Source organism: Trabulsiella odontotermitis, from assembly GCF_001297775.1.
In the GTDB taxonomy this organism is placed as follows: Bacteria; Pseudomonadota; Gammaproteobacteria; order Enterobacterales; family Enterobacteriaceae; genus Trabulsiella; species Trabulsiella odontotermitis.
Window position 1 is genome coordinate 78,104 of record NZ_LIFX01000007.1, and the last position, 18,767, is coordinate 96,870.

At 56.2% G+C, this 18,767-nt stretch carries 15 protein-coding genes and 3 tRNA genes; 4 read left to right on the plus strand and 14 right to left on the minus strand.

What is annotated here, in order from left to right:
• Positions 1-71 precede the first annotated feature (71 nt).
• The 10 genes from AOY23_RS10920 to nnr form a co-directional block, all read right to left on the minus strand.
• Positions 72-269, minus strand: coding sequence for a DUF2065 domain-containing protein (locus AOY23_RS10920; RefSeq protein ID WP_049848594.1), 198 nt, complete (start codon positions 267-269; stop codon positions 72-74).
• Positions 270-341: 72 nt separating this feature from the next.
• Positions 342-1,346, minus strand: coding sequence for a protease modulator HflC (gene hflC / locus AOY23_RS10925; protein ID WP_054179666.1), 1,005 nt, complete (start codon positions 1,344-1,346; stop codon positions 342-344).
• Positions 1,347-1,348: 2 nt separating this feature from the next.
• Positions 1,349-2,608 (minus strand): FtsH protease activity modulator HflK, encoded by a 1,260-nt coding sequence (gene hflK, locus AOY23_RS10930; protein ID WP_054179667.1) that lies wholly within the window; start codon positions 2,606-2,608, stop codon positions 1,349-1,351.
• A 65-nt stretch (positions 2,609-2,673) separates the two neighbouring features.
• Positions 2,674-3,954, minus strand: a complete 1,281-nt coding sequence (gene hflX / locus AOY23_RS10935; protein ID WP_054179668.1) for a ribosome rescue GTPase HflX — start codon at positions 3,952-3,954, stop codon at positions 2,674-2,676.
• A 75-nt stretch (positions 3,955-4,029) separates the two neighbouring features.
• A complete protein-coding gene (gene hfq / locus AOY23_RS10940; RefSeq protein WP_054179669.1) occupies positions 4,030-4,344 on the minus strand; it encodes an RNA chaperone Hfq in 315 nt (104 codons plus the stop codon).
• A gap of 84 nt (positions 4,345-4,428) precedes the next feature.
• Positions 4,429-5,379: a tRNA (adenosine(37)-N6)-dimethylallyltransferase MiaA gene (gene miaA, locus AOY23_RS10945; protein WP_054179670.1), complete on the minus strand. Its 951-nt coding sequence runs from the start codon at positions 5,377-5,379 to the stop codon at positions 4,429-4,431.
• Positions 5,372-7,228 carry a DNA mismatch repair endonuclease MutL gene (mutL, locus tag AOY23_RS10950; RefSeq protein ID WP_054179671.1) on the minus strand — a complete coding sequence of 619 codons (1,857 nt, stop codon included), beginning with the start codon at positions 7,226-7,228 and terminating at the stop codon, positions 5,372-5,374. Before mutL ends, miaA begins: the two co-directional genes overlap by 8 nt.
• Positions 7,229-7,237: 9 nt before the next feature.
• Positions 7,238-8,563 carry an N-acetylmuramoyl-L-alanine amidase AmiB gene (gene amiB / locus AOY23_RS10955; protein ID WP_054179672.1) on the minus strand — a complete coding sequence of 442 codons (1,326 nt, stop codon included), beginning with the start codon at positions 8,561-8,563 and terminating at the stop codon, positions 7,238-7,240.
• 18 nt (positions 8,564-8,581) lie between these two features.
• Entirely contained in the window at positions 8,582-9,043 is a 462-nt protein-coding gene (gene tsaE, locus AOY23_RS10960) for a tRNA (adenosine(37)-N6)-threonylcarbamoyltransferase complex ATPase subunit type 1 TsaE (protein WP_054179673.1), read from the minus strand.
• On the minus strand, positions 9,036-10,562 hold the full coding sequence (nnr, locus tag AOY23_RS10965; RefSeq protein ID WP_054179674.1) for a bifunctional ADP-dependent NAD(P)H-hydrate dehydratase/NAD(P)H-hydrate epimerase: 1,527 nt from the start codon (positions 10,560-10,562) through the stop codon (positions 9,036-9,038). Before nnr ends, tsaE begins: the two co-directional genes overlap by 8 nt.
• Between nnr and queG the strand changes: the two genes are divergently transcribed.
• Positions 10,561-11,700 carry a tRNA epoxyqueuosine(34) reductase QueG gene (gene queG / locus AOY23_RS10970; RefSeq protein WP_054179675.1) on the plus strand — a complete coding sequence of 380 codons (1,140 nt, stop codon included), beginning with the start codon at positions 10,561-10,563 and terminating at the stop codon, positions 11,698-11,700. The genes nnr and queG overlap by 2 nt on opposite strands.
• A 268-nt stretch (positions 11,701-11,968) precedes the next feature.
• On the opposite strand, the gene AOY23_RS10975 is transcribed toward queG, so the two are convergent.
• The 4 genes from AOY23_RS10975 to orn form a co-directional block, all read right to left on the minus strand.
• Positions 11,969-12,044 (minus strand) — tRNA-Gly (locus AOY23_RS10975).
• Between the two features lie 87 nt (positions 12,045-12,131).
• Positions 12,132-12,207: transfer RNA gene (locus AOY23_RS10980), tRNA-Gly, on the minus strand.
• Between the two features lie 35 nt (positions 12,208-12,242).
• Positions 12,243-12,318: transfer RNA gene (locus AOY23_RS10985), tRNA-Gly, on the minus strand.
• 244 nt (positions 12,319-12,562) lie between these two features.
• On the minus strand, positions 12,563-13,108 hold the full coding sequence (gene orn / locus AOY23_RS10990) for an oligoribonuclease (RefSeq protein ID WP_038156354.1): 546 nt from the start codon (positions 13,106-13,108) through the stop codon (positions 12,563-12,565).
• 128 nt (positions 13,109-13,236) lie between these two features.
• Here orn and rsgA point away from each other — a divergent pair, with 128 nt between their 5' ends.
• The 3 genes from rsgA to mscM all read left to right on the plus strand — a co-directional run bounded on the left by rsgA (position 13,237) and on the right by mscM (position 18,728).
• Entirely contained in the window at positions 13,237-14,292 is a 1,056-nt protein-coding gene (gene rsgA, locus AOY23_RS10995; protein ID WP_054179676.1) for a small ribosomal subunit biogenesis GTPase RsgA, read from the plus strand.
• A gap of 121 nt (positions 14,293-14,413) precedes the next feature.
• Complete coding sequence (gene asd / locus AOY23_RS11000; protein ID WP_054179677.1) at positions 14,414-15,382, plus strand: archaetidylserine decarboxylase; 969 nt, start codon at positions 14,414-14,416, stop codon at positions 15,380-15,382.
• 22 nt (positions 15,383-15,404) lie between these two features.
• Positions 15,405-18,728, plus strand: coding sequence for a miniconductance mechanosensitive channel MscM (mscM, locus tag AOY23_RS11005; protein ID WP_054179678.1), 3,324 nt, complete (start codon positions 15,405-15,407; stop codon positions 18,726-18,728).
• Positions 18,729-18,767: the final 39 nt, after the last annotated feature.

Genomic DNA, 18,767 nt, shown 5'->3' on the forward strand with positions numbered 1-18,767 from the left:
TTCTACCATCGCTTTTTCAGAGTTACAGCACTTTTTGACCCTAAAATCAGGCAAATCTGACTGTAAATTGATCAGCCAATCGTTTTCCTCAACATGTAGTAGATGACAATCCCGGCAACCACAAGACCACCGCCAAAACGACGCAACAGGTTATCCGGCAACTGACTCATGGTGGCGACCATCCGACGCCAGGCGCGCGGATAGAGCATCGGGCCAAGCCCTTCAAGTACCAGCACAAGGGCCAGCGCCAGCCATATTGTTGAGTTCATTTTCATTCCTTACAAAAGAAAACCACCGCGTTTTAAAGGACGCGGTGGTTTGACAGGACAACGGAGCCGATATTAACGCGTCGCGTTACCCGGCGTCTTCATATAACGGAAGAAATCGCTGTCCGGGCTCATGACCATCACATCCTGGTTGCTTTCGAAGCTGTTTTCGTAAGCACGCAGGCTACGGATAAAGGCGTAGAAATCCGGATCCTGACTGAAAGCGTCGGCAAACAGTTTTGCGGCTTCGGCATCGCCTTCACCGCGCGTGATGCGCCCCTGACGCTCGGCTTCCGCCAGCGTTCTGGTCACTTCGTAGTCCGCGGTAGCACGCAGTTTTTCCGCTTCTTCCTGGCCCTGTGAACGATGGCGACGGGCAACCGCTTCACGCTCAGCGCGCATACGGTTGTAAATCGCTTCAGACACTTCCGCTGGCAGGTTGATCTGCTTGATACGCACATCCACCACTTCGATACCCAGCGCAGCCATACTGTTCGGGTTGATCACCGGCACTTTGCCGTTGGTCTCTTCCTGAACGCGCTCTGCCGCTTTGGCAATCGCGTCATCCGCGGCTGGCGTGGTCACTTCATCTTCAGTACCCGCAGAGCCGGAGTTCAGCGCATCACGCACTTCCAGCGTCAGACGACCGCGGGAATCGGTAACGATGTCTTTCACATCCAGACGACCAATTTCAGAACGCAGACGGTCAGAGAATTTACGCTTCAGCAGCACTTCGGCCTGAGAAACGTCGCCGCCGCCCGTCGCCAGATAGTAACGGCTGAAATCGCTGATGCGCCACTTGATGTAGGAGTCAACGATCAGGTCTTTTTTCTCTTTGGTGACAAAACGATCGGCCTGGTTGTCCATGGTCTGAATGCGGGCATCCAGCGTTTTAACCGATTCAATAAAAGGCACTTTAAAATGCAGGCCCGGCTCATACACCAGCGGTTTGTTGTCATCGTCACGAACGACTTTGCCGAAGCGCAGCGTAATCCCGCGCTGGCCCTCTTTAACAACAAAAACAGACGTATACAGCCCTACCAGCACGATGATGATAATCGCAATAACTGACTTACGCATCGTTATTCCCCCTGACGCTGGTAGTCGTTACGCTGCGCGTTGGCGCGGCGTTGGTCCATAATATCGCCCTGGCTGGAGGACGATGTGTTGCTGGCGCTGCTGGATGAAGACGCAGGTGGCAGACGCAGCAGGTTGTTTGCGCCACTGTTGTCACTCCGGGCAGCCGGAGCACTGTTGCCTTTCAGCATCTGATCCAGCGGCAGCACCATCAGGTTTCCGCCTTTATCGTTAACCAGCACTTTGCGGGTATGGCTCAGCACTTTTTCCATGCTTTCGATATACAGACGTTCACGGGTGATTTCCGGTGCGGCTTTATATTCCGGCAGGATCTTCGCAAAGCGAGCCACTTCACCCTGCGCTTCCAGGATGGTCTGGGTCTTGTACGCGCGCGCTTCTTCGAGGATACGTTGCGCCTGACCGTTCGCACGCGGCTGAACTTCGTTGGTGTACGCTTCCGCTTCACGGATGTACTGCTGCTCGTTCTCACGCGCCGCAATCGCATCGTCAAACGCGGCTTTCACCTCTTCCGGCGGACGGGCGGCCTGGAAGTTCACGTCGAGCAGCGTGATGCCCATGTTGTACGGACGAATGGTCTCTTCCAGCTCACGCTGGGTATCGCTACGAATAACGGTACGACCTTCCGTCAGAATACGGTCCATGGTGTATTTACCGATAACACCACGCAGGGCGCTGTCGGTCGCCTGACGCAAGCTGTCATCAGCACTGGTCACGCTGAACAGGTAGCGTTGTGGATCGGTCACGCGGTACTGCACGTTCATTTCAACGCGGACCACGTTTTCATCGGAGGTCAGCATCACGCCAGACGCGGCCAGTTCACGCACCGCTTCAACGTTAACCGGTGTGACGTCATCAACAAACGTCGGCTTCCAGTTAAGGCCCGGCTCAACCAGATGGCTGAATTTACCAAAGCGCGTGACCACACCACGTTCTGCTTCTTTAATGGTGTAGAAACCTGTCGCGGCCCAGATGATGACCACGGCAGCGGCAACGATACCGACAATGCGACCGCCCATCTGAACGCGAGGCCCCTGCGGATTACTGCCGCCGCCCTGGCTCCCTTTGTTACCACCGCCAAAACCACCAAGCTTTTTGCTCAGTTTGCGGAAGATATCATCCAGATCCGGCGGTCCTTGATCGCGACCGCCTTTGTTTCCATTTCCCCCAGAGTTGCCGCCTTGATTATTGCTGCTTCCCCACGGGTCGCGGTCCTGTCCGTTATTACCGGGCTGATTCCACGCCATGTTTATGCTCCATATTTGTTTTGGGTACCCCAAACGGGGTTAATATCTTCAGGCAAGCTGCACCGTCAGACGATGTAGTCAGACAGTGCCGGTTCTTGTTTACAGAGGCGACGCCAGTCAACAACAGGCATACGCACCTGTATGCCAACGCTACCGTCATCCTCCAACCACTCTTTTTCTATCGCCTGAAGCTGATAAAACCGGCTTCGCAGACGCCCCTCTTTCGGCGGCAAACGCAGCGTGTGCTGCGCGATTTGCCCGGAAAGACGCTCAGTTAAAGCCTGGAAAAGCAGTGGTACACCCACTCCGGTCTGCGCAGAGAGCCAGACCCGAATCGGTTTATTCTCATCATCTCTGTCGATACGTGGTTCGAAATCGTCCAGCATATCGATTTTGTTCATCACTAACAGCGTCGGGTTCTCGTGCGCTTCGATCTCTTCGAGAACCGTATTCACGGCATCAATGTTTTCCTGCACCCGCACATCAGCCGCATCAATGACGTGCAGCAACAGCGTCGCCTGGCGGGTTTCCTGCAGCGTCGCTTTAAACGCCGCCACCAGATCGTGCGGCAGATGACGAATAAAACCGACGGTATCCGCCAGCACCGTTTCGCCGACATCGGCGACATCAATACGGCGCAGCGTCGGATCCAGGGTGGCGAACAACTGGTCTGCCGCGTACACCTGAGCTTCGGTTATCTGGTTAAACAGCGTTGATTTTCCGGCGTTGGTGTAACCCACCAGCGAGACGGTCGGAATATCCGCTTTGGTTCGCGAACGGCGCCCCTGCTCACGCTGTTTTTCCACTTTTTCCAGCCGCGAGAGGATCTGCATAATGCGATTGCGCAGCAAACGACGGTCGGTTTCAAGCTGGGTCTCACCCGGACCGCGCAAACCAATCCCGCCTTTTTGCCTTTCAAGGTGGGTCCAGCCGCGCACCAGGCGCGTTGCCAGATGGCGCAGTTGCGCCAGCTCAACCTGCAGCTTACCTTCATGGGTTCGCGCACGCTGAGCAAAAATATCTAAAATCAGGCCAGTGCGATCGATCACACGACATTCGCAAAGGCGCTCCAGGTTACGTTCCTGGGCCGGGGTCAATGCATGGTCAAACAAGACGACGGACGCGCCCGTCGCTTTTACGGCGTCCGCAATTTCGACAGCTTTACCTTCACCAACAAAATACTTAGGGTGCGGTGCTTTACGGCTACCGGTAATCACCTGCATTGCTTCGACACCGGCGGAAGAGACCAGAGATTCAAACTCCTGGAGGTCTTCCATATCTTTGTCTTGCGAAAAATAGATGTGTACCAGTACCGCCTGCTCACCGGCGTCATAACGGTCAAACAAGCGTCAACCCTCAAAAAAGATCAGCGGGGAACGCAGAAAACCTGGCTCCCCGACATAGAAAAACAGCCATCAACCTTATTCGGTTTCGTCGCTGTCTTGTGGCGCAGCAGAACCCTGCGCGTTGCTGCCATGGTGGTAATTACTACCGGTACCAGTACCACCACCTGCGTTGTTGCTGTGATGAGATACAGGGCGGGACGGAACAACGGTAGAAATCGCGTGCTTATAGACCATCTGGCTGACCGTGTTTTTCAACAGGATCACGAACTGATCGAAAGACTCAATCTGACCTTGCAGCTTAATACCATTCACCAAATAAATAGAAACCGGAACACGCTCCCGACGCAATGCGTTCAGGAACGGATCTTGTAAAGATTGCCCCTTAGCCATTCTCTCTTTTCCTTATATGCTTGTTTTGTACTTAGAACCCTGCGGTTCTGAAAATTGCGCACGATACGGTTCAATTGTACACATTCAGCCTGCACTCGCACCAACTACCTGTAACACTTCGTTGAGCGCCTGTTGCGGTTGTTCGCTGTCAAGCCAGTGAACACCGTCCCAACCGCGCAACCAGGTCACCTGGCGCTTGGCGAGCTGCCTCGTGGCGCAAACACCTCGATAAACCATTTCATCATATGAAATCTCGCCTTCAAGATAAGACCACATCTGGCGGTATCCCACACAACGAACGGAAGGCATATCCTTATGCAAATCTCCACGGGCAAAAAGCGCCCGCACTTCTGCTTCAAAACCTGAAGCTAACATCTGATGAAAACGCTGCTCGATGCGCTGATGGAGCAGTTCACGGCTCGCCGGGGCGATGGCGAACTGATGCACCTGATACGGCAAAGCGTCTCCTGACGTTTGCGTCAGTTCCGTTAAAGTTTTACCCGAAATGAAAAAAACTTCCAGTGCTCGGGAAAGTCTTTGCGGATCATTCGGATGAATACGCCCGGCAGCGACCGGATCTATCTCCTGAAGCTGCTCGTGCAGGGCATTCCATCCGCGCTCTGCGGCATCCTGCTCAATTCTGGCTCTGATCTCCGGATCCGCCGATGGTAACGGCGACAATCCTTCCAGCAAGGCCTTGAAATACAACATCGTTCCACCCACCAGCAACGGGATCCGTCCTGCTGCGGTGATCTCCGCCATCTCCGCTAACGCATCGCGACGAAAATCTGCCGCCGAATACGCTTGCGCCGGATCGAGGATGTCCAGCAACCGGTGCGGCGCGGCGCGAAGCTCTTGCGCGTCGGGCTTTGCCGTTCCGATATCCATCCCCTGATAAATAAGGGCAGAATCAACGCTTATCAACTCTACTGGCAAAACTTTACGCAATTCGATCGCTAATGCGGTTTTACCGGAGGCCGTTGGCCCCATCAAAAAAATCGCCTTTGGCAGGCTGGTTTCTACTGCTTCACTCATCTTTCAGGGCGTTCATCGCCGAATGCAAATCAACGGATTGTAACAAGCCACCCGGCGGCGCCTTGACCAGTTGTGGGCATAAACGCTCCACATCGGCCAGTACGGCTATCGCCTGCGCCATATTCCAGTGGTCATGTTCACTCGCCAGATTGCGGGAAATCCACTGGGCAACATCGCCCGCGACCACCGTTTTTTGCAGCGCAAGGTAGCCTATCAGTTCAGGAATCAAGTTTTGTAAATTTTGTTGTCTTAAGGGTAAAGGCACCGCTCTGACGGTGACATGCTGCGCATCGGATTGCATGTCGATACCCAGCTCAGTCAGCACCGTCTGGTGCGTTTTCAGCGCCTGCTGTTCCTGTGCGGAGACTTTTAACCGCAGCGGGATCAACAGCGGCTGCGCGCAAACCGACTCTGTGCCCGGCATAAGCTGCGCCTGTCGCAGCCAGCGTTCCGCCACCGGCAACGCCAGCAGACTCAACCGGCCTTCCCGCTCAAGCAGCGCGCAATCCCCCGCGACGATAGTCAACACCCGGCCAAAGCTCTGGCTGTGCCCGTCGAGGTTCGCCTGTACCGGCTGCGGTGACGGCGCGTTGTGCGTGGCAGCGGGTGTATCCAGCAGTTGACGATAGAGCGCCCCCTGCTTTTTCTGGTATCCCTGCTGGGCATTGGGCCATGATGCCCCGCCCTGCCCGCGAGCTGCTCCGCCAGACGATGCGGTATACGCCGGAGCCGCTGGCTCGCGCGCCGTGACAGGCTCAGCAAACTGGTTACGTCCGGCGGCCACCCGGTTTTCGGGGATCTGCCGGGGCGCGGGCGCGTCTTCTTCCGCCAGCGGTAACGGCGCGTCCAGTTGCTGTTGCAGGACGCTCAGCACGCCCTGGTAGATAAAATCATGCACCAGTCGTGACTGATGGAAACGCACTTCGTGTTTCGCCGGATGAACGTTAACATCCACCTGATGCGGATCGATCTGCAAATAAAGCACAAACGCAGGTTGCTGATCCGCACCCAGTTTGTCCTCACACGCCTGGCGAATCGCATGATTGATCAGGCGGTCGCGCATCATGCGGCCATTGACATAGCAGTACTGGATTTCCGCCAGCGCAGAAGTGATGTGTTGCGGATCAACCACCCAGCCGCGCAGCGATAGATCGCCATGCTGCCACTCAATCGCCAGCGCGTGTTCAAGAAAAGGCGTTCCGCAGATGGCGCCCAGACGGCGTTCCTGCTGACCATCCGGCTGAACGGCGCGGTACTGGCGCACCATTTTGCCGTTGTGGTTAAGGTTGATGGTGACATCAAATCGCGCCAGCGCAATGCGGCGAATCACCTCATCAATATGACCAAATTCGGTTTTTTCGGTGCGCATAAACTTGCGGCGCGCCGGGGTGTTATAGAAGAGATCGAGGACTTCCAGCGTCGTACCGACCGGGTGCGCGGCGGGTTTCACCGTCACCTCCATATCGCGCCCTTCCGCGTAGGCCTGCCAGGCCTCCTGCTGTTCAGCGGTGCGGGAGGTCAACGTAAGACGCGAAACAGAGCTGATACTCGCCAGCGCTTCGCCGCGAAAACCGAGGCTGATGATCGCTTCCAGATCGTCAAGCGTGGCGATTTTACTGGTGGCATGCCGGGCCAGCGCCAGTGCCAGTTCTTCTTTCTTAATGCCGCCACCGTTATCGCGAATGCGGATAAGCTTCGCGCCGCCACGCTCGATATCGATATCAATCCGCGTGGCACCTGCGTCGAGGCTGTTTTCTACCAGCTCCTTCACTACCGATGCAGGACGCTCTACCACCTCACCTGCGGCAATCTGGTTCGCGAGCTGCGGCGGCAGAATCTGAATCGGCATGATCGCTCCTTAATTCACCAGCGCACCCGGCGATGCGGCACTGGCGGTTTGCGCACTTTCACCCTGCGGCGCGGACTGTATCGGATGGGCTGCGAAATATTTCCGCAGCCCGCTGTAAATCGCATCGGCGATTTGCTGCTGGAATGCATCGCTCGCGAGCAGGCGTTCTTCACTGGTATTACTGATGAACCCCGTTTCCACCAGGATTGACGGGATATCAGGGGAACGCAGTACCCCGAGGCTGGCATGTTCCGGGTGACGCTTATGCAGGCTACCCACGCGCTCCATCTGCCCCAGCACATTCACTGCGACATCATACCCGACGCGCTGGGAATGACCGAATTGTAAATCCAGCACCGCCTGGCTCAGATAGGGATCGGACTGACTGTTTGCCAGCACGTCGCCCGCGCCGCCCAACAGTTCCGACTGCTTCTCATGCTGTTCCAGCCAGCTCGCCATTTCACTGTTAGCGCGACGATTCGAGAGCACCCACACTGAAGCCCCAGTCGCATCGCGATTCGGCGCGGCATCAGCATGAATCGACACCAGGAAATTGGCGTTCTGCTTCCGCGCCACGTCAGAGCGGCCCATCACCGAAATAAAGTAATCACCGTCGCGGGTCATCACCCCTTTGAACATCGGGTCCGCGTTCAGCAGCGTGCGCAGTTTGCGGGCAATGGCAATGGTGACGTTTTTCTCGCGCGTGCCGCCGGGGCCAATCGCGCCAGGATCCTGACCACCGTGACCCGCATCAATAGCGATAATCACTTTATCGCCAGGCGCCACCGCGCGGGCAGATGCCGCCGGGCGCGTCACCGTATCGCTGCTAGTTGCCGCAGTGATGCGATCGTTATTGGCTTTAAACGGATTTCGTGCCGGTTCTGACGGACGAGAGACCACCGCAGGCGTTTCGACGCGCTTCGCAACAACGCGCGGTGGTGGCGGTGGCGCATCGGCATTGATGGTAAAGACGACGGTGTAGTTCGAGCCATTCTGCTGCTTCGCCACGCGCGTCTTACCGTTTTCGGTCAGATCGACCACCAGCCGCAGAGACTGGCTGTCCTTCGGCGTTCCCGAACGGATGCTTCTGACCAGGTTATTGCCACTGAACTGCAACGGCAGCCCCTGGATCACACCAGTCTGTTTGATATCGAGCGCCACGCTGCGCTTGCCGTCCTGGCTAAAGGAATATTCCGGATCGCCCATAAAACTGAAGGTGATCCGGGCTTGTTTGTCGCCATTCGACACCTGAATGTCGGATAAACTGGCCGCGGTTGCATGCAGGGTCAGCAGCATCAGTGCAGCCATCAACGCACTTTTAACGCGAAACATCATCCCGCCATCCCTTTTAAATTAACTGGCTAAACGTGCCAGTAATGACTCGCCCAGCGTGGAGACGGCGGTCACCCGCGCCTCCCGCCCTTGTGCCTGGTAGTCTATGTGAATTTCGACATCCGGGTCAGGCAGCACACCCGCGCCCTGTTGCGGCCATTCCACCAGGCAGATGGCATCATCGGCAAAATAGTCGCGGATCCCCATAAATTCGAGCTCCTCTGGATCCGCAAGTCGATAAAGATCAAAGTGGTACACGTTCAACTGCTCAAGCGTGTAAGGTTCGACCAGTGTGTACGTTGGGCTTTTTACGTTACCCTTATGCCCCAGCGCCTGCAAAAAGCCGCGACTGAACGTTGTCTTACCCGCGCCTAAATCACCGTACAGATAAATCACTGTTGCGCCTGTGCAGGCCTGCGCGATGCGGTGTCCCAGTTCTAAAGTGGCCTGCTCGTCGGGTAAAGAAATCACTCGATTAATCATGGTTTACGTCAATTACATCCGGGTTAACAACACGCCTCAACGTGAAAAAAAGATCGGTCGCCAGCATTCCGCGGGTACCGGAACGCTCAGCAAGCACGTCAGCGGCGGCGCCGTGCGCCACACAGCCCGCGCAGGCTGCATCATAAAGCGTCAACGCCTGTCCCAGCAATGCGCCGATAATGCCAGACAGCACATCGCCCATCCCGCCGCTGGCCATCCCGGCATTTCCGGCGTCAATAATACCAACATGCCCGGCATCGTCTGCCACGACGGTGCCCGCGCCTTTCAGCACCACCACGCCCCCGTAGCGTTTTACCAGACGCTGTGCCGCCGCTACGCGATCACTTTCAATGTCTGCCACACGGCAGCCAAGCAAACGGGCGGCTTCGCCGGGGTGCGGAGTTAATAACCGATTGTGACGTTTATCGGGATTGATTGCCAGAAGGTTCAGCGCATCGGCGTCCCACAGCATCGGTTTGCGAACATTTTCGACCTTGCGCAAGGCCTGTTGCCCCCAGGATTGCTGCCCAAGCCCCGGCCCAATGATCACGACATCAGCCCATTCCAGGCTCTCATCGAGCGATTGCGGCGTCAGCTCATGGACCATTAATTCTGGTCGCGCGGTGATGATGGGGGTGATGTTTTCGACGCGCGTCAACACCCGCACCAGGCCAGCGCCTGTCCGCAATGCGGCTTCTCCGGTCATCCGAATCGCCCCGGCAGTGCCATGATCGCCACCGATGATCACCAGTCGTCCGTGGTCGCCCTTGTGCGAGGTTGGGCGGCGCGGCGGCAGCCAGTGCGCCAGTTGTGAAGCATCAAAACGCGAAATAGCGGTCGGCTGACCGGCAAGCCAGCTATCCAGCCCCAGCGAATGATGATGCAGTTTTCCCACCACATCGCGCGCTTTGCCGGTGAGCAGCCCGGGTTTCAGGGCGATAAACGTCAGGGTATGCGCGGCATGAATCACCGCGCCAGGCGTCGCGCCCGTCTGTGCAATCAGCCCGGAAGGAATGTCGAGCGCCACCACCGGCGCGGGGGATTTATTCGCTCGCTCAATAAGACCAGCCACATCGTCACGCGGCGCATTGTTGAGGCCGGTGCCGAGCAGACCATCGATAATCAGAGAGATATCCTCCGGCCAGAGGATGTCCGGGGCATGGATCACGCCGCCAGCGTTCAGCCAGGCGTCACGCGCTTCGTGGGCTTCGTCCGGCAGCGGTTTGTCGCTTTCCAGTGCCAGCAGCGTCACGCGAATGCCCTGCGCGGCGGCCAGTCGCGCCACCACATAGCCATCGCCGCCGTTATTGCCGTGACCGCACAGCACCAGCCAGTGTTGCGCGTCAGGATAATTGTCACGAGCGAGGGTAAAGGCAGCCTCGCCCGCACGGAACATCAGTTCATGCAGGGTCAGCCCCAGACTGTCTGCCGCCGCTTTTTCGGCGCGACGCAGGTCATCCGCAGGCCAAATGGAATGTGGTATACTTGCGAGGTTCCTCGTCAATGTATGGTCCGTCATGTCACAGCCCCTCGATCTCAATCAATTAGCGCAGCAAATCAAACAGTGGGGCACTGAACTCGGCTTTCAGCAGGTCGGTATTACCGATACCGATCTCAGCGCCAGCGAGCCAAAACTGCAGGCATGGCTGGATAAACAATACCACGGCGAGATGGAATGGATGGCGCGTCACGGCATGATGCGCGCCCGCCCTCATGAACTCGTCCCCGGCACGTTACGCGTGATCAGCGTGCGGATGAACTATCTGCCCGCGAATGCCGCTTTTGCCCGTACCCTGAAAAATCCCGCGCTCGGTTACGTCAGCCGTTATGCCCTTGGGCGTGATTATCATAAGCTTTTGCGCAACCGCCTCAAAAAGCTCGGCGAAAAGATTCAGGAACAATATGCTTCGCTAAATTTTAGACCTTTTGTGGATTCTGCGCCTGTTCTGGAGCGCCCACTTGCAGAAAAAGCCGGGCTTGGCTGGACGGGTAAGCACTCACTTATCCTCAACCGGGACGCGGGCTCTTTTTTCTTTCTTGGCGAATTGTTGGTCGATATCCCTTTACCGGTGGATAAACCCATTGAAGAAGAGTGTGGGCGCTGTGTCGCCTGCATGACCATTTGCCCGACCGGCGCCATCGTGGAACCTTACACCGTTGACGCCCGCCGCTGCATTTCGTATCTGACCATTGAACTTGAAGGCGCCATTCCTGAAGAATTTCGCCCACTGATTGGCAATCGCATCTACGGCTGCGACGACTGTCAGCTCATCTGCCCGTGGAATCGTTATTCGCAGTTAACCGATGAAGACGATTTCAGCCCGCGTAAAGCGCTGCATGCGCCGGAGCTGGTTGAGTTGTTCGGCTGGAGCGAAGAGACGTTCCTGAAAGTGACAGAAGGGTCGGCGATTCGCCGGATTGGTCATCTGCGCTGGCTGCGCAATATCGCGGTCGCGCTGGGGAATGCTCCCTGGAATGAAGCAAACATGCGGGCGCTGGAAAGCCGGCGAGGTGAGCACCCACTTCTTGATGAGCATATTGCGTGGGCGATCGCCAGGCAGATCGAGAAACGAAATAGCTGCGTTATCGAGGTGCAGCCGCCGAAAAAACTGCGGTTGGTTCGTGTCGTAGAAAAAGGTTTGCCGCGTGACGCCTGATTCATTCACAGCATGTGAATAAAATTAAAAAGGCATTGAGATTCAAGGCTCAGAAAATCGTCAAGTGATCGCAGTAACACTTTGCAATCAAATTTTCTTTTTATATATCAATAAAATACCAATATATACTTCACCCTGCTAACGATTAGTCGTTACAGGTTGAGATCTTTTTTCTGTGGATAACTCTGTTCACAAGAGTGTTTCAGGCACGAAATAAAACGCCGCCAGCCGCTAAACGCGCTGTGGATAATCGTAAAGAAAAGAAATTTGGAGCGGGAAACGAGACTCGAACTCGCGACCCCGACCTTGGCAAGGTCGTGCTCTACCAACTGAGCTATTCCCGCTTAATCTTCGTCTTTCACGCTGCCATTCATTGCAACGCGAAATCCTGTGATCAGGATGGAGCTGTATCTTTCGATACTTTCAAATTTTGGAGCGGGAAACGAGACTCGAACTCGCGACCCCGACCTTGGCAAGGTCGTGCTCTACCAACTGAGCTATTCCCGCTTAGGGTGATTCGTATCTTTCGATACTTTCAAATTTGGAGCGGGAAACGAGACTCGAACTCGCGACCCCGACCTTGGCAAGGTCGTGCTCTACCAACTGAGCTATTCCCGCATAATCTTCGTCTTTCATGCCGCTATTCATTGCAACGCGAAATACTCGATTAAATTTGATTGCCGTAACGCAACAAATCTATGTCGTTACGGGAGGCGCATTATACGAGAAAACCGTGGAGCTGCAACCCCCTCAACCGCAATTTTTTGTGTTTTCCGTTTGAGTGATGCTTTTATCAGCAAGATGCACAATTTAGCGCCAAATGCCCGGCGGTGCAAGCCTGCCGGGCCGCTGTGCACCTGCCTTACAGCTGAATAAAATGCTCGCGATAGTATGCCAGTTCGGCCACGGACTCGCGGATGTCATCCATCGCTTTATGGGTGCCCTGTTTCTTAAAACCGTCGAGAATTTCCGGTTTCCAGCGACGCGCCAGCTCTTTCAGCGTGCTGACATCAAGATAACGATAGTGGAAATACGCTTCCAGTTCCGGCATGTATTTAAACAGGAAACGACGGTCCTGACCGATGCTGTTGCCGCAAATGGGCGATTTACCGGCAGGCACCCACTGTTTGAGAAATTCGATGGTTGCCAGTTCTGCCGCGCGATCATCCTGCGTGCTCGCTTTGACCCGATCCACCAGCCCGCTGCCGGTGTGGGTACGCACGTTCCACTCGTCCATCAGCGCCAGTTGATCGTCAGACTGGTGAACAGCAATGGTCGGCCCTTCCGCCAGAATATTCAGATTCGCATCGGTCACCAGCGTCGCGATTTCAATGATACGATCGCGCTCAGGATCAAGTCCGGTCATTTCAAGATCGATCCAAATCAGGTTGTTTTCATCTGCACTCATGCTATTTTCCACCATAATTTCACAAGCCGGACCCACCAGTGTCCTGAAAGACGACGGGTCGATATTCATCAAAGATAGCGTGTATCATAGAGGTTTTGCCCGTACAGGGCGACCAGGAGCCAGAACGATTGAGTAAAAATAAACTCTCCAAAGGTCAGCAGCGCCGCGTGAAAGCGAATCATCAGCGCCGTCTCAAAACGACTTCGGAGAAGATCGATTTCGATGACAACCTGTTTGGCGAACCGTCTGAAGGGATCGTCATTAGTCGCTTTGGCATGCACGCTGACGTGGAATCCGCCGATGGAGACATTCACCGCTGCAATATTCGCCGTACGATCCGCTCCCTGGTGACCGGGGATCGCGTGGTCTGGCGTCCGGGCAAAGCCGCGGCGGAAGGGGTCAACGTCAAAGGCATCGTCGAAGCGGTGCATGAACGCACCTCGGTGCTGACCCGTCCGGACTTCTACGACGGCGTTAAACCGATCGCCGCCAATATCGATCAGGTCATTATCGTCTCCGCGATTTTGCCGGAACTGTCGCTGAATATTATCGATCGTTATCTCGTTGCCTGCGAAACCCTCGACGTTGAACCGCTTATCGTGCTGAACAAAATCGATCTGCTGGACGATGACGGGATGGATTTCGTCAACAAGCAAATGGACATCTATCGTCACATTGGTTATCGCGTACTGATGGTCTCCAGCCGCACTCAGAACGGTTTAAAACCGCTGGAAGACGCGCTGACGGACCGCATCAGCATCTTTGCCGGGCAGTCCGGCGTGGGGAAATCCAGCCTGCTTAACGCCCTGCTGGGGCTGCATGACGACCAGATCCTGACCAACGACGTCTCCGACAACTCGGGTCTGGGGCAGCACACCACCACCGCCGCTCGTCTGTATCACTTCCCGCACGGCGGAGATGTCATCGACTCACCCGGCGTTCGCGAATTCGGGTTGTGGCATCTCGAGCCGGAACAAATCACCAACGGCTTTGTCGAATTTCATGATTATCTGGGCCGTTGCAAATACCGTGACTGTAAGCATGATACCGATCCCGGCTGCGCTATCCGCGAAGCGGTAGAAAACGGGGACATTGCGGAAAGCCGCTTCGACAATTATCACCGCATCCTTGAAAGTATGTCGCAGGTAAAAACGCGTAAAAACTTTTCGGAAACCGATAACTGAGAATTATGCTTGCGATGACTGACATTTACGTCCGCCATCGTTAAAATCGGCCACCTTTCTGTAAGATCCGCTGAAAACGTCGCGGATTGGGAATGATAAAAATCATGGCCTGGAGGCTACCTTGTTAAACGATCTTAAACTTTCTCTGCAATACATTCTGCCGAAACTGTGGCTCACTCGCCTGGCAGGCTGGGGTGCGAGCAAACGAGCAGGCTGGTTGACCAAACTGGTCATCGATTTGTTCGTAAAGTACTACAAGGTCGACATGAAAGAGGCGCAAAAGCCGGATACCGCCAGCTATCGCACCTTTAACGACTTCTTTGTCCGCCCGCTGCGTGACGAAGTCCGCCCGCTGAATACCGACCCGAACGTGCTGGTGATGCCCGCCGACGGCGTGATCAGCCAGCTTGGTAACATCGAAGACAACAAAATTCTGCAGGCCAAAGGCCACGACTACACGCTGGAAGCGCTGCTCGCGGGTAATTACCAGATGGCGGAGTTGTTCCGCAACGGGACCTTTGCCACAACCTATCTTTCGCCGCGAGACTATCACCGCGTACACATGCCGTGTAACGGTATTCTGCGTGAAATGATTTATGTGCCGGGCGATCTGTTCTCCGTGAACCATCTGACGGCACAGAACGTACCGAATCTGTTTGCCCGCAACGAGCGCGTGATCTGCCTGTTTGATACTGAATTCGGCCCGATGGCGCAGATCCTCGTTGGCGCGACCATTGTTGGCAGCATCGAAACCGTCTGGGCAGGCACCATCACGCCGCCGCGCGAAGGCATCATCAAGCGCTGGACATGGCCGGAAGGTGAAAGCGAAGGTTCCGTGGCGTTGCTGAAAGGCCAGGAAATGGGCCGCTTCAAACTGGGCTCCACAGTGATCAACCTGTTCGCGCCGGGTAAAGTCGCGCTGGTTGAGCAACTGCAAAGTCTGTCGGTCACCAAACTCGGTCAACCGCTGGCGTACTCCACCGAAACGATGGTCACGCCGGATGCAGAACCTGCGCCGCTTTCTGCCGAAGAAATCAAAGCCGAACATGACACCAGCCCGCTGGTTGATGAGAAGAATGACGAAGGTTAACTCCTGACAAAAAAGGTATCCCGTGCGCCTGATTATCACTTTCCTGATGGCCTGGAGCCTCAGCCTGGGGGCGTACGCAGCGACGGCCCCCGACGCCAGACAAATCGCCCAGGAACTGGAGCAGGCGAAAACGGCGAAACCCGCGCAGCCGGAGACCGTCGAAGCACTCCAGGCTGCACTGAACGCGCTTGAGGAGCGAAAAGGCTCCCTTGAGCGCGCGAAACAATATCAGCAAGTTATCGACAACTTCCCCAAACTTTCTCAAACTCTGCGCACCCAGCTCAACAACCTGAGCCCGGAACCCCGCGAGGTGCCCGTCGGGCTGACAAGTGATGCGCTGAATCAGGAGATCCTGCAGGTCAGCAGCCAGTTGCTGGAAAAAAGCCGTCTGGCGCAGCAGGAGCAGGATCGTGCGCGCGAAATTGCCGATTCCCTCAGTCAGCTTCCCCAGCAACAAACCGATGCCCGTCGTCAGCTAAACGACGTAGAGCGACGCGTTAACGCACCTGCCGGAAACACCTCACTGGCACAGGCGCAAAATTTCAATCAACAGGCTGAATCCGCCCGTCTGAAAGCCCTGGTCGATGAACTGGAGCTGGCGCAGTTGTCTGCCAATAACCGCCAGGAACTGTCGCGTATGCGTTCCGAGCTGGCGCAAAAGCAGAGCGAACAGCTTGATGCTTACCTGCAGGCGCTGCGTAATCAGCTTAACAGCCAGCGTCAGCGTGAAGCGGAACGCGCCCTCGAAAGCAGTGAGTTGCTGGCGGAAAACAGCGCCAACCTTCCCGCTGGTATCGTTAATCAGTTCAAAACCAACCGCGAGCTGTCGCAGGCGTTGAATCAACAGGCGCAGCGGATGGATCTGGTCGCGTCGCAGCAACGTCAGGCCACCAATCAGACGCTACAGGTTCGCCAGGCGCTGAATACGCTGCGCGAGCAGGCGCAATGGCTCGGCTCCTCGAACCTGCTGGGCGAAGCGTTGCGCGCCCAGGTGGCGCGTCTGCCGGAGATGCCCAAACCGCAGCAACTGGATACCGAAATGGCGCAGTTGCGCGTGCAGCGTCTGCGTTATGAAGAACAGCTCAACAAGCAGCCGCAACTCCAGCAAATTCGTCAGGCCGACGGTCAGGAGCTGACCCGCGAGCAGAGCCGCATTCTGGATGCACAGTTGCGCACCCAGCGCGAACTGCTGAATTCCCTGTTACAGGGCGGCGATACGCTGATCCTCGAACTGACCAAGCTGAAAGTCTCCAACGGCCAGCTTGAAGATGCGCTGAAAGAGGTGAACGAAGCCACGCACCGCTATCTGTTCTGGACGTCGGACGTCAGCCCCATCACCTTCAGCTGGCCAATTGAAATCGTGCAGGATCTGCGTCGGCTGATCTCACTCAATACCTTCAGCCAGTTAGGCAAAGCCACAGTGATGATGCTCACCAGCAAAACGACGCTGTTCCCGCTGTTTGGGGCGCTGCTCCTGGTCGGATTCAGCATCAGCTCGCGCAAGCATTTCACCCGTTTTCTGGAGCGTTCCAGCGCCCGCGTCGGCAAGGTAACGCAGGACCATTTCTGGCTGACGTTACGCACCGTGTTCTGGTCGATTCTGGTGGCCTCGCCGCTTCCTGTGCTGTGGATGACGCTGGGTTATGGGTTACAGGAAGCCTGGCCTTATCCGCTGGCGGTGGCTATTGGCGATGGCGTGACCGCTACCGTGCCGCTGCTGTGGGTGGTGATGATTTGCGCCACCTTTGCCCGCCCCAATGGGTTGTTCATCACTCACTTTAGCTGGCCGCGTGAACGCGTGGCGCGGGCGATGCGCTACTACCTGATGAGCATCGGGCTGATTGTGCCGCTCATCATGGCGCTGATCATGTTCGACAACCTGAACGATCGCGAATTCTCCGCCTCGCTCGGCAGGCTCTGTTTTATCCTGATTTGCGGGGCGATGGCGATGGTCACGCTGAGCCTTAAGCGCGCGGGCATTCCCCTCTACCTCGATAAAGAGGGCGAAGGGGACAACATGGTCAACCGCCTGCTCTGGAACCTGTTGATGGGTGCGCCGCTGGCCGCGATACTGGCCGCCGGTGTGGGTTACCTGGTAACGTCTCAGGCGTTACTGGCGCGTCTGGAAACCTCGGTCGCCATCTGGTTCCTGTTGCTGGTGATCTACCACGTCATCCGCCGCTGGATGCTGATCCAGCGTCGCCGTCTGGCCTTCGATCGCGCCAAACACCGTCGTGCAGAGATGCTGGCGCAGCGCGCCCGTGGCGAGGACGATCACCACGCCTCAAGCCTTGAGGGCTCTGCCGAAGTGGAAGTCAGCGAGGTCGATCTCGACGCCATCAGCGTGCAGTCATTGCGACTGGTGCGGTCAATACTGATGCTGATTGCGCTGGTGTCGGTCATTGTTCTGTGGTCTGAAATTCATTCCGCTTTTGGCTTCCTGGAAAACATTTCGCTGTGGGATGTGACCTCAACGGTACAGGGAGTGGAAAGTCTTGAACCGATCACCCTCGGCGCGGTGTTGATCGCGATCCTGGTGCTGATCATCACCACCCAACTGGTGCGTAACCTCCCTGCCCTGCTGGAACTGGCGATCCTCCAGCATCTGGATCTGACGCCGGGCACGGGTTATGCCATCACCACCATCACCAAATACCTGCTGCTGCTGGTCGGTGGTCTGGTCGGTTTCTCAATGATTGGTATCGAGTGGTCAAAACTGCAGTGGCTGGTGGCCGCACTCGGTGTCGGTCTCGGTTTTGGGTTACAGGAGATTTTCGCCAACTTTATCTCCGGCCTGATCATCCTGTTTGAAAAACCGATTCGTATTGGCGATACCGTCACGATCCGCGATTTAACCGGCAGTATCACGAAGATCAACACCCGTGCGACGACGATCAGCGACTGGGATCGCAAAGAGATCATCGTGCCGAACAAAGCTTTCATCACCGAGCAGTTTATCAACTGGTCGCTGTCCGATTCGGTGACGCGTGTGGTGCTGACGGTCCCTGCGCCGTCGGATGCCAACAGCGAAGAAGTCACGCAGATCCTCTATACCGCCGCTGAACGCTGCTCGCTGGTGATCGACAACCCGGCGCCAGAAGTGTTCCTGGTGGATTTACAGCAAGGCATCCAGATTTTCGAGCTACGTATTTACGCCGCCGAAATGGGTCACCGTATGCCGCTGCGCCATGAGATCCACCAGTTGATTCTGGCTGGCTTCCGCGAACACGGCATCGAAATGCCATTCCCGCCATTCCAGATGCGGGTCGAAACACTGGGCGGTAACACGCCCGGGAAAACCATTGCGTCCGCAGGAAGACGTTCGAGAACGCCGGGGAGTTTGTAAGCGAAAACCCTCTCCTGCCAGGGAGAGGGCAATACTACT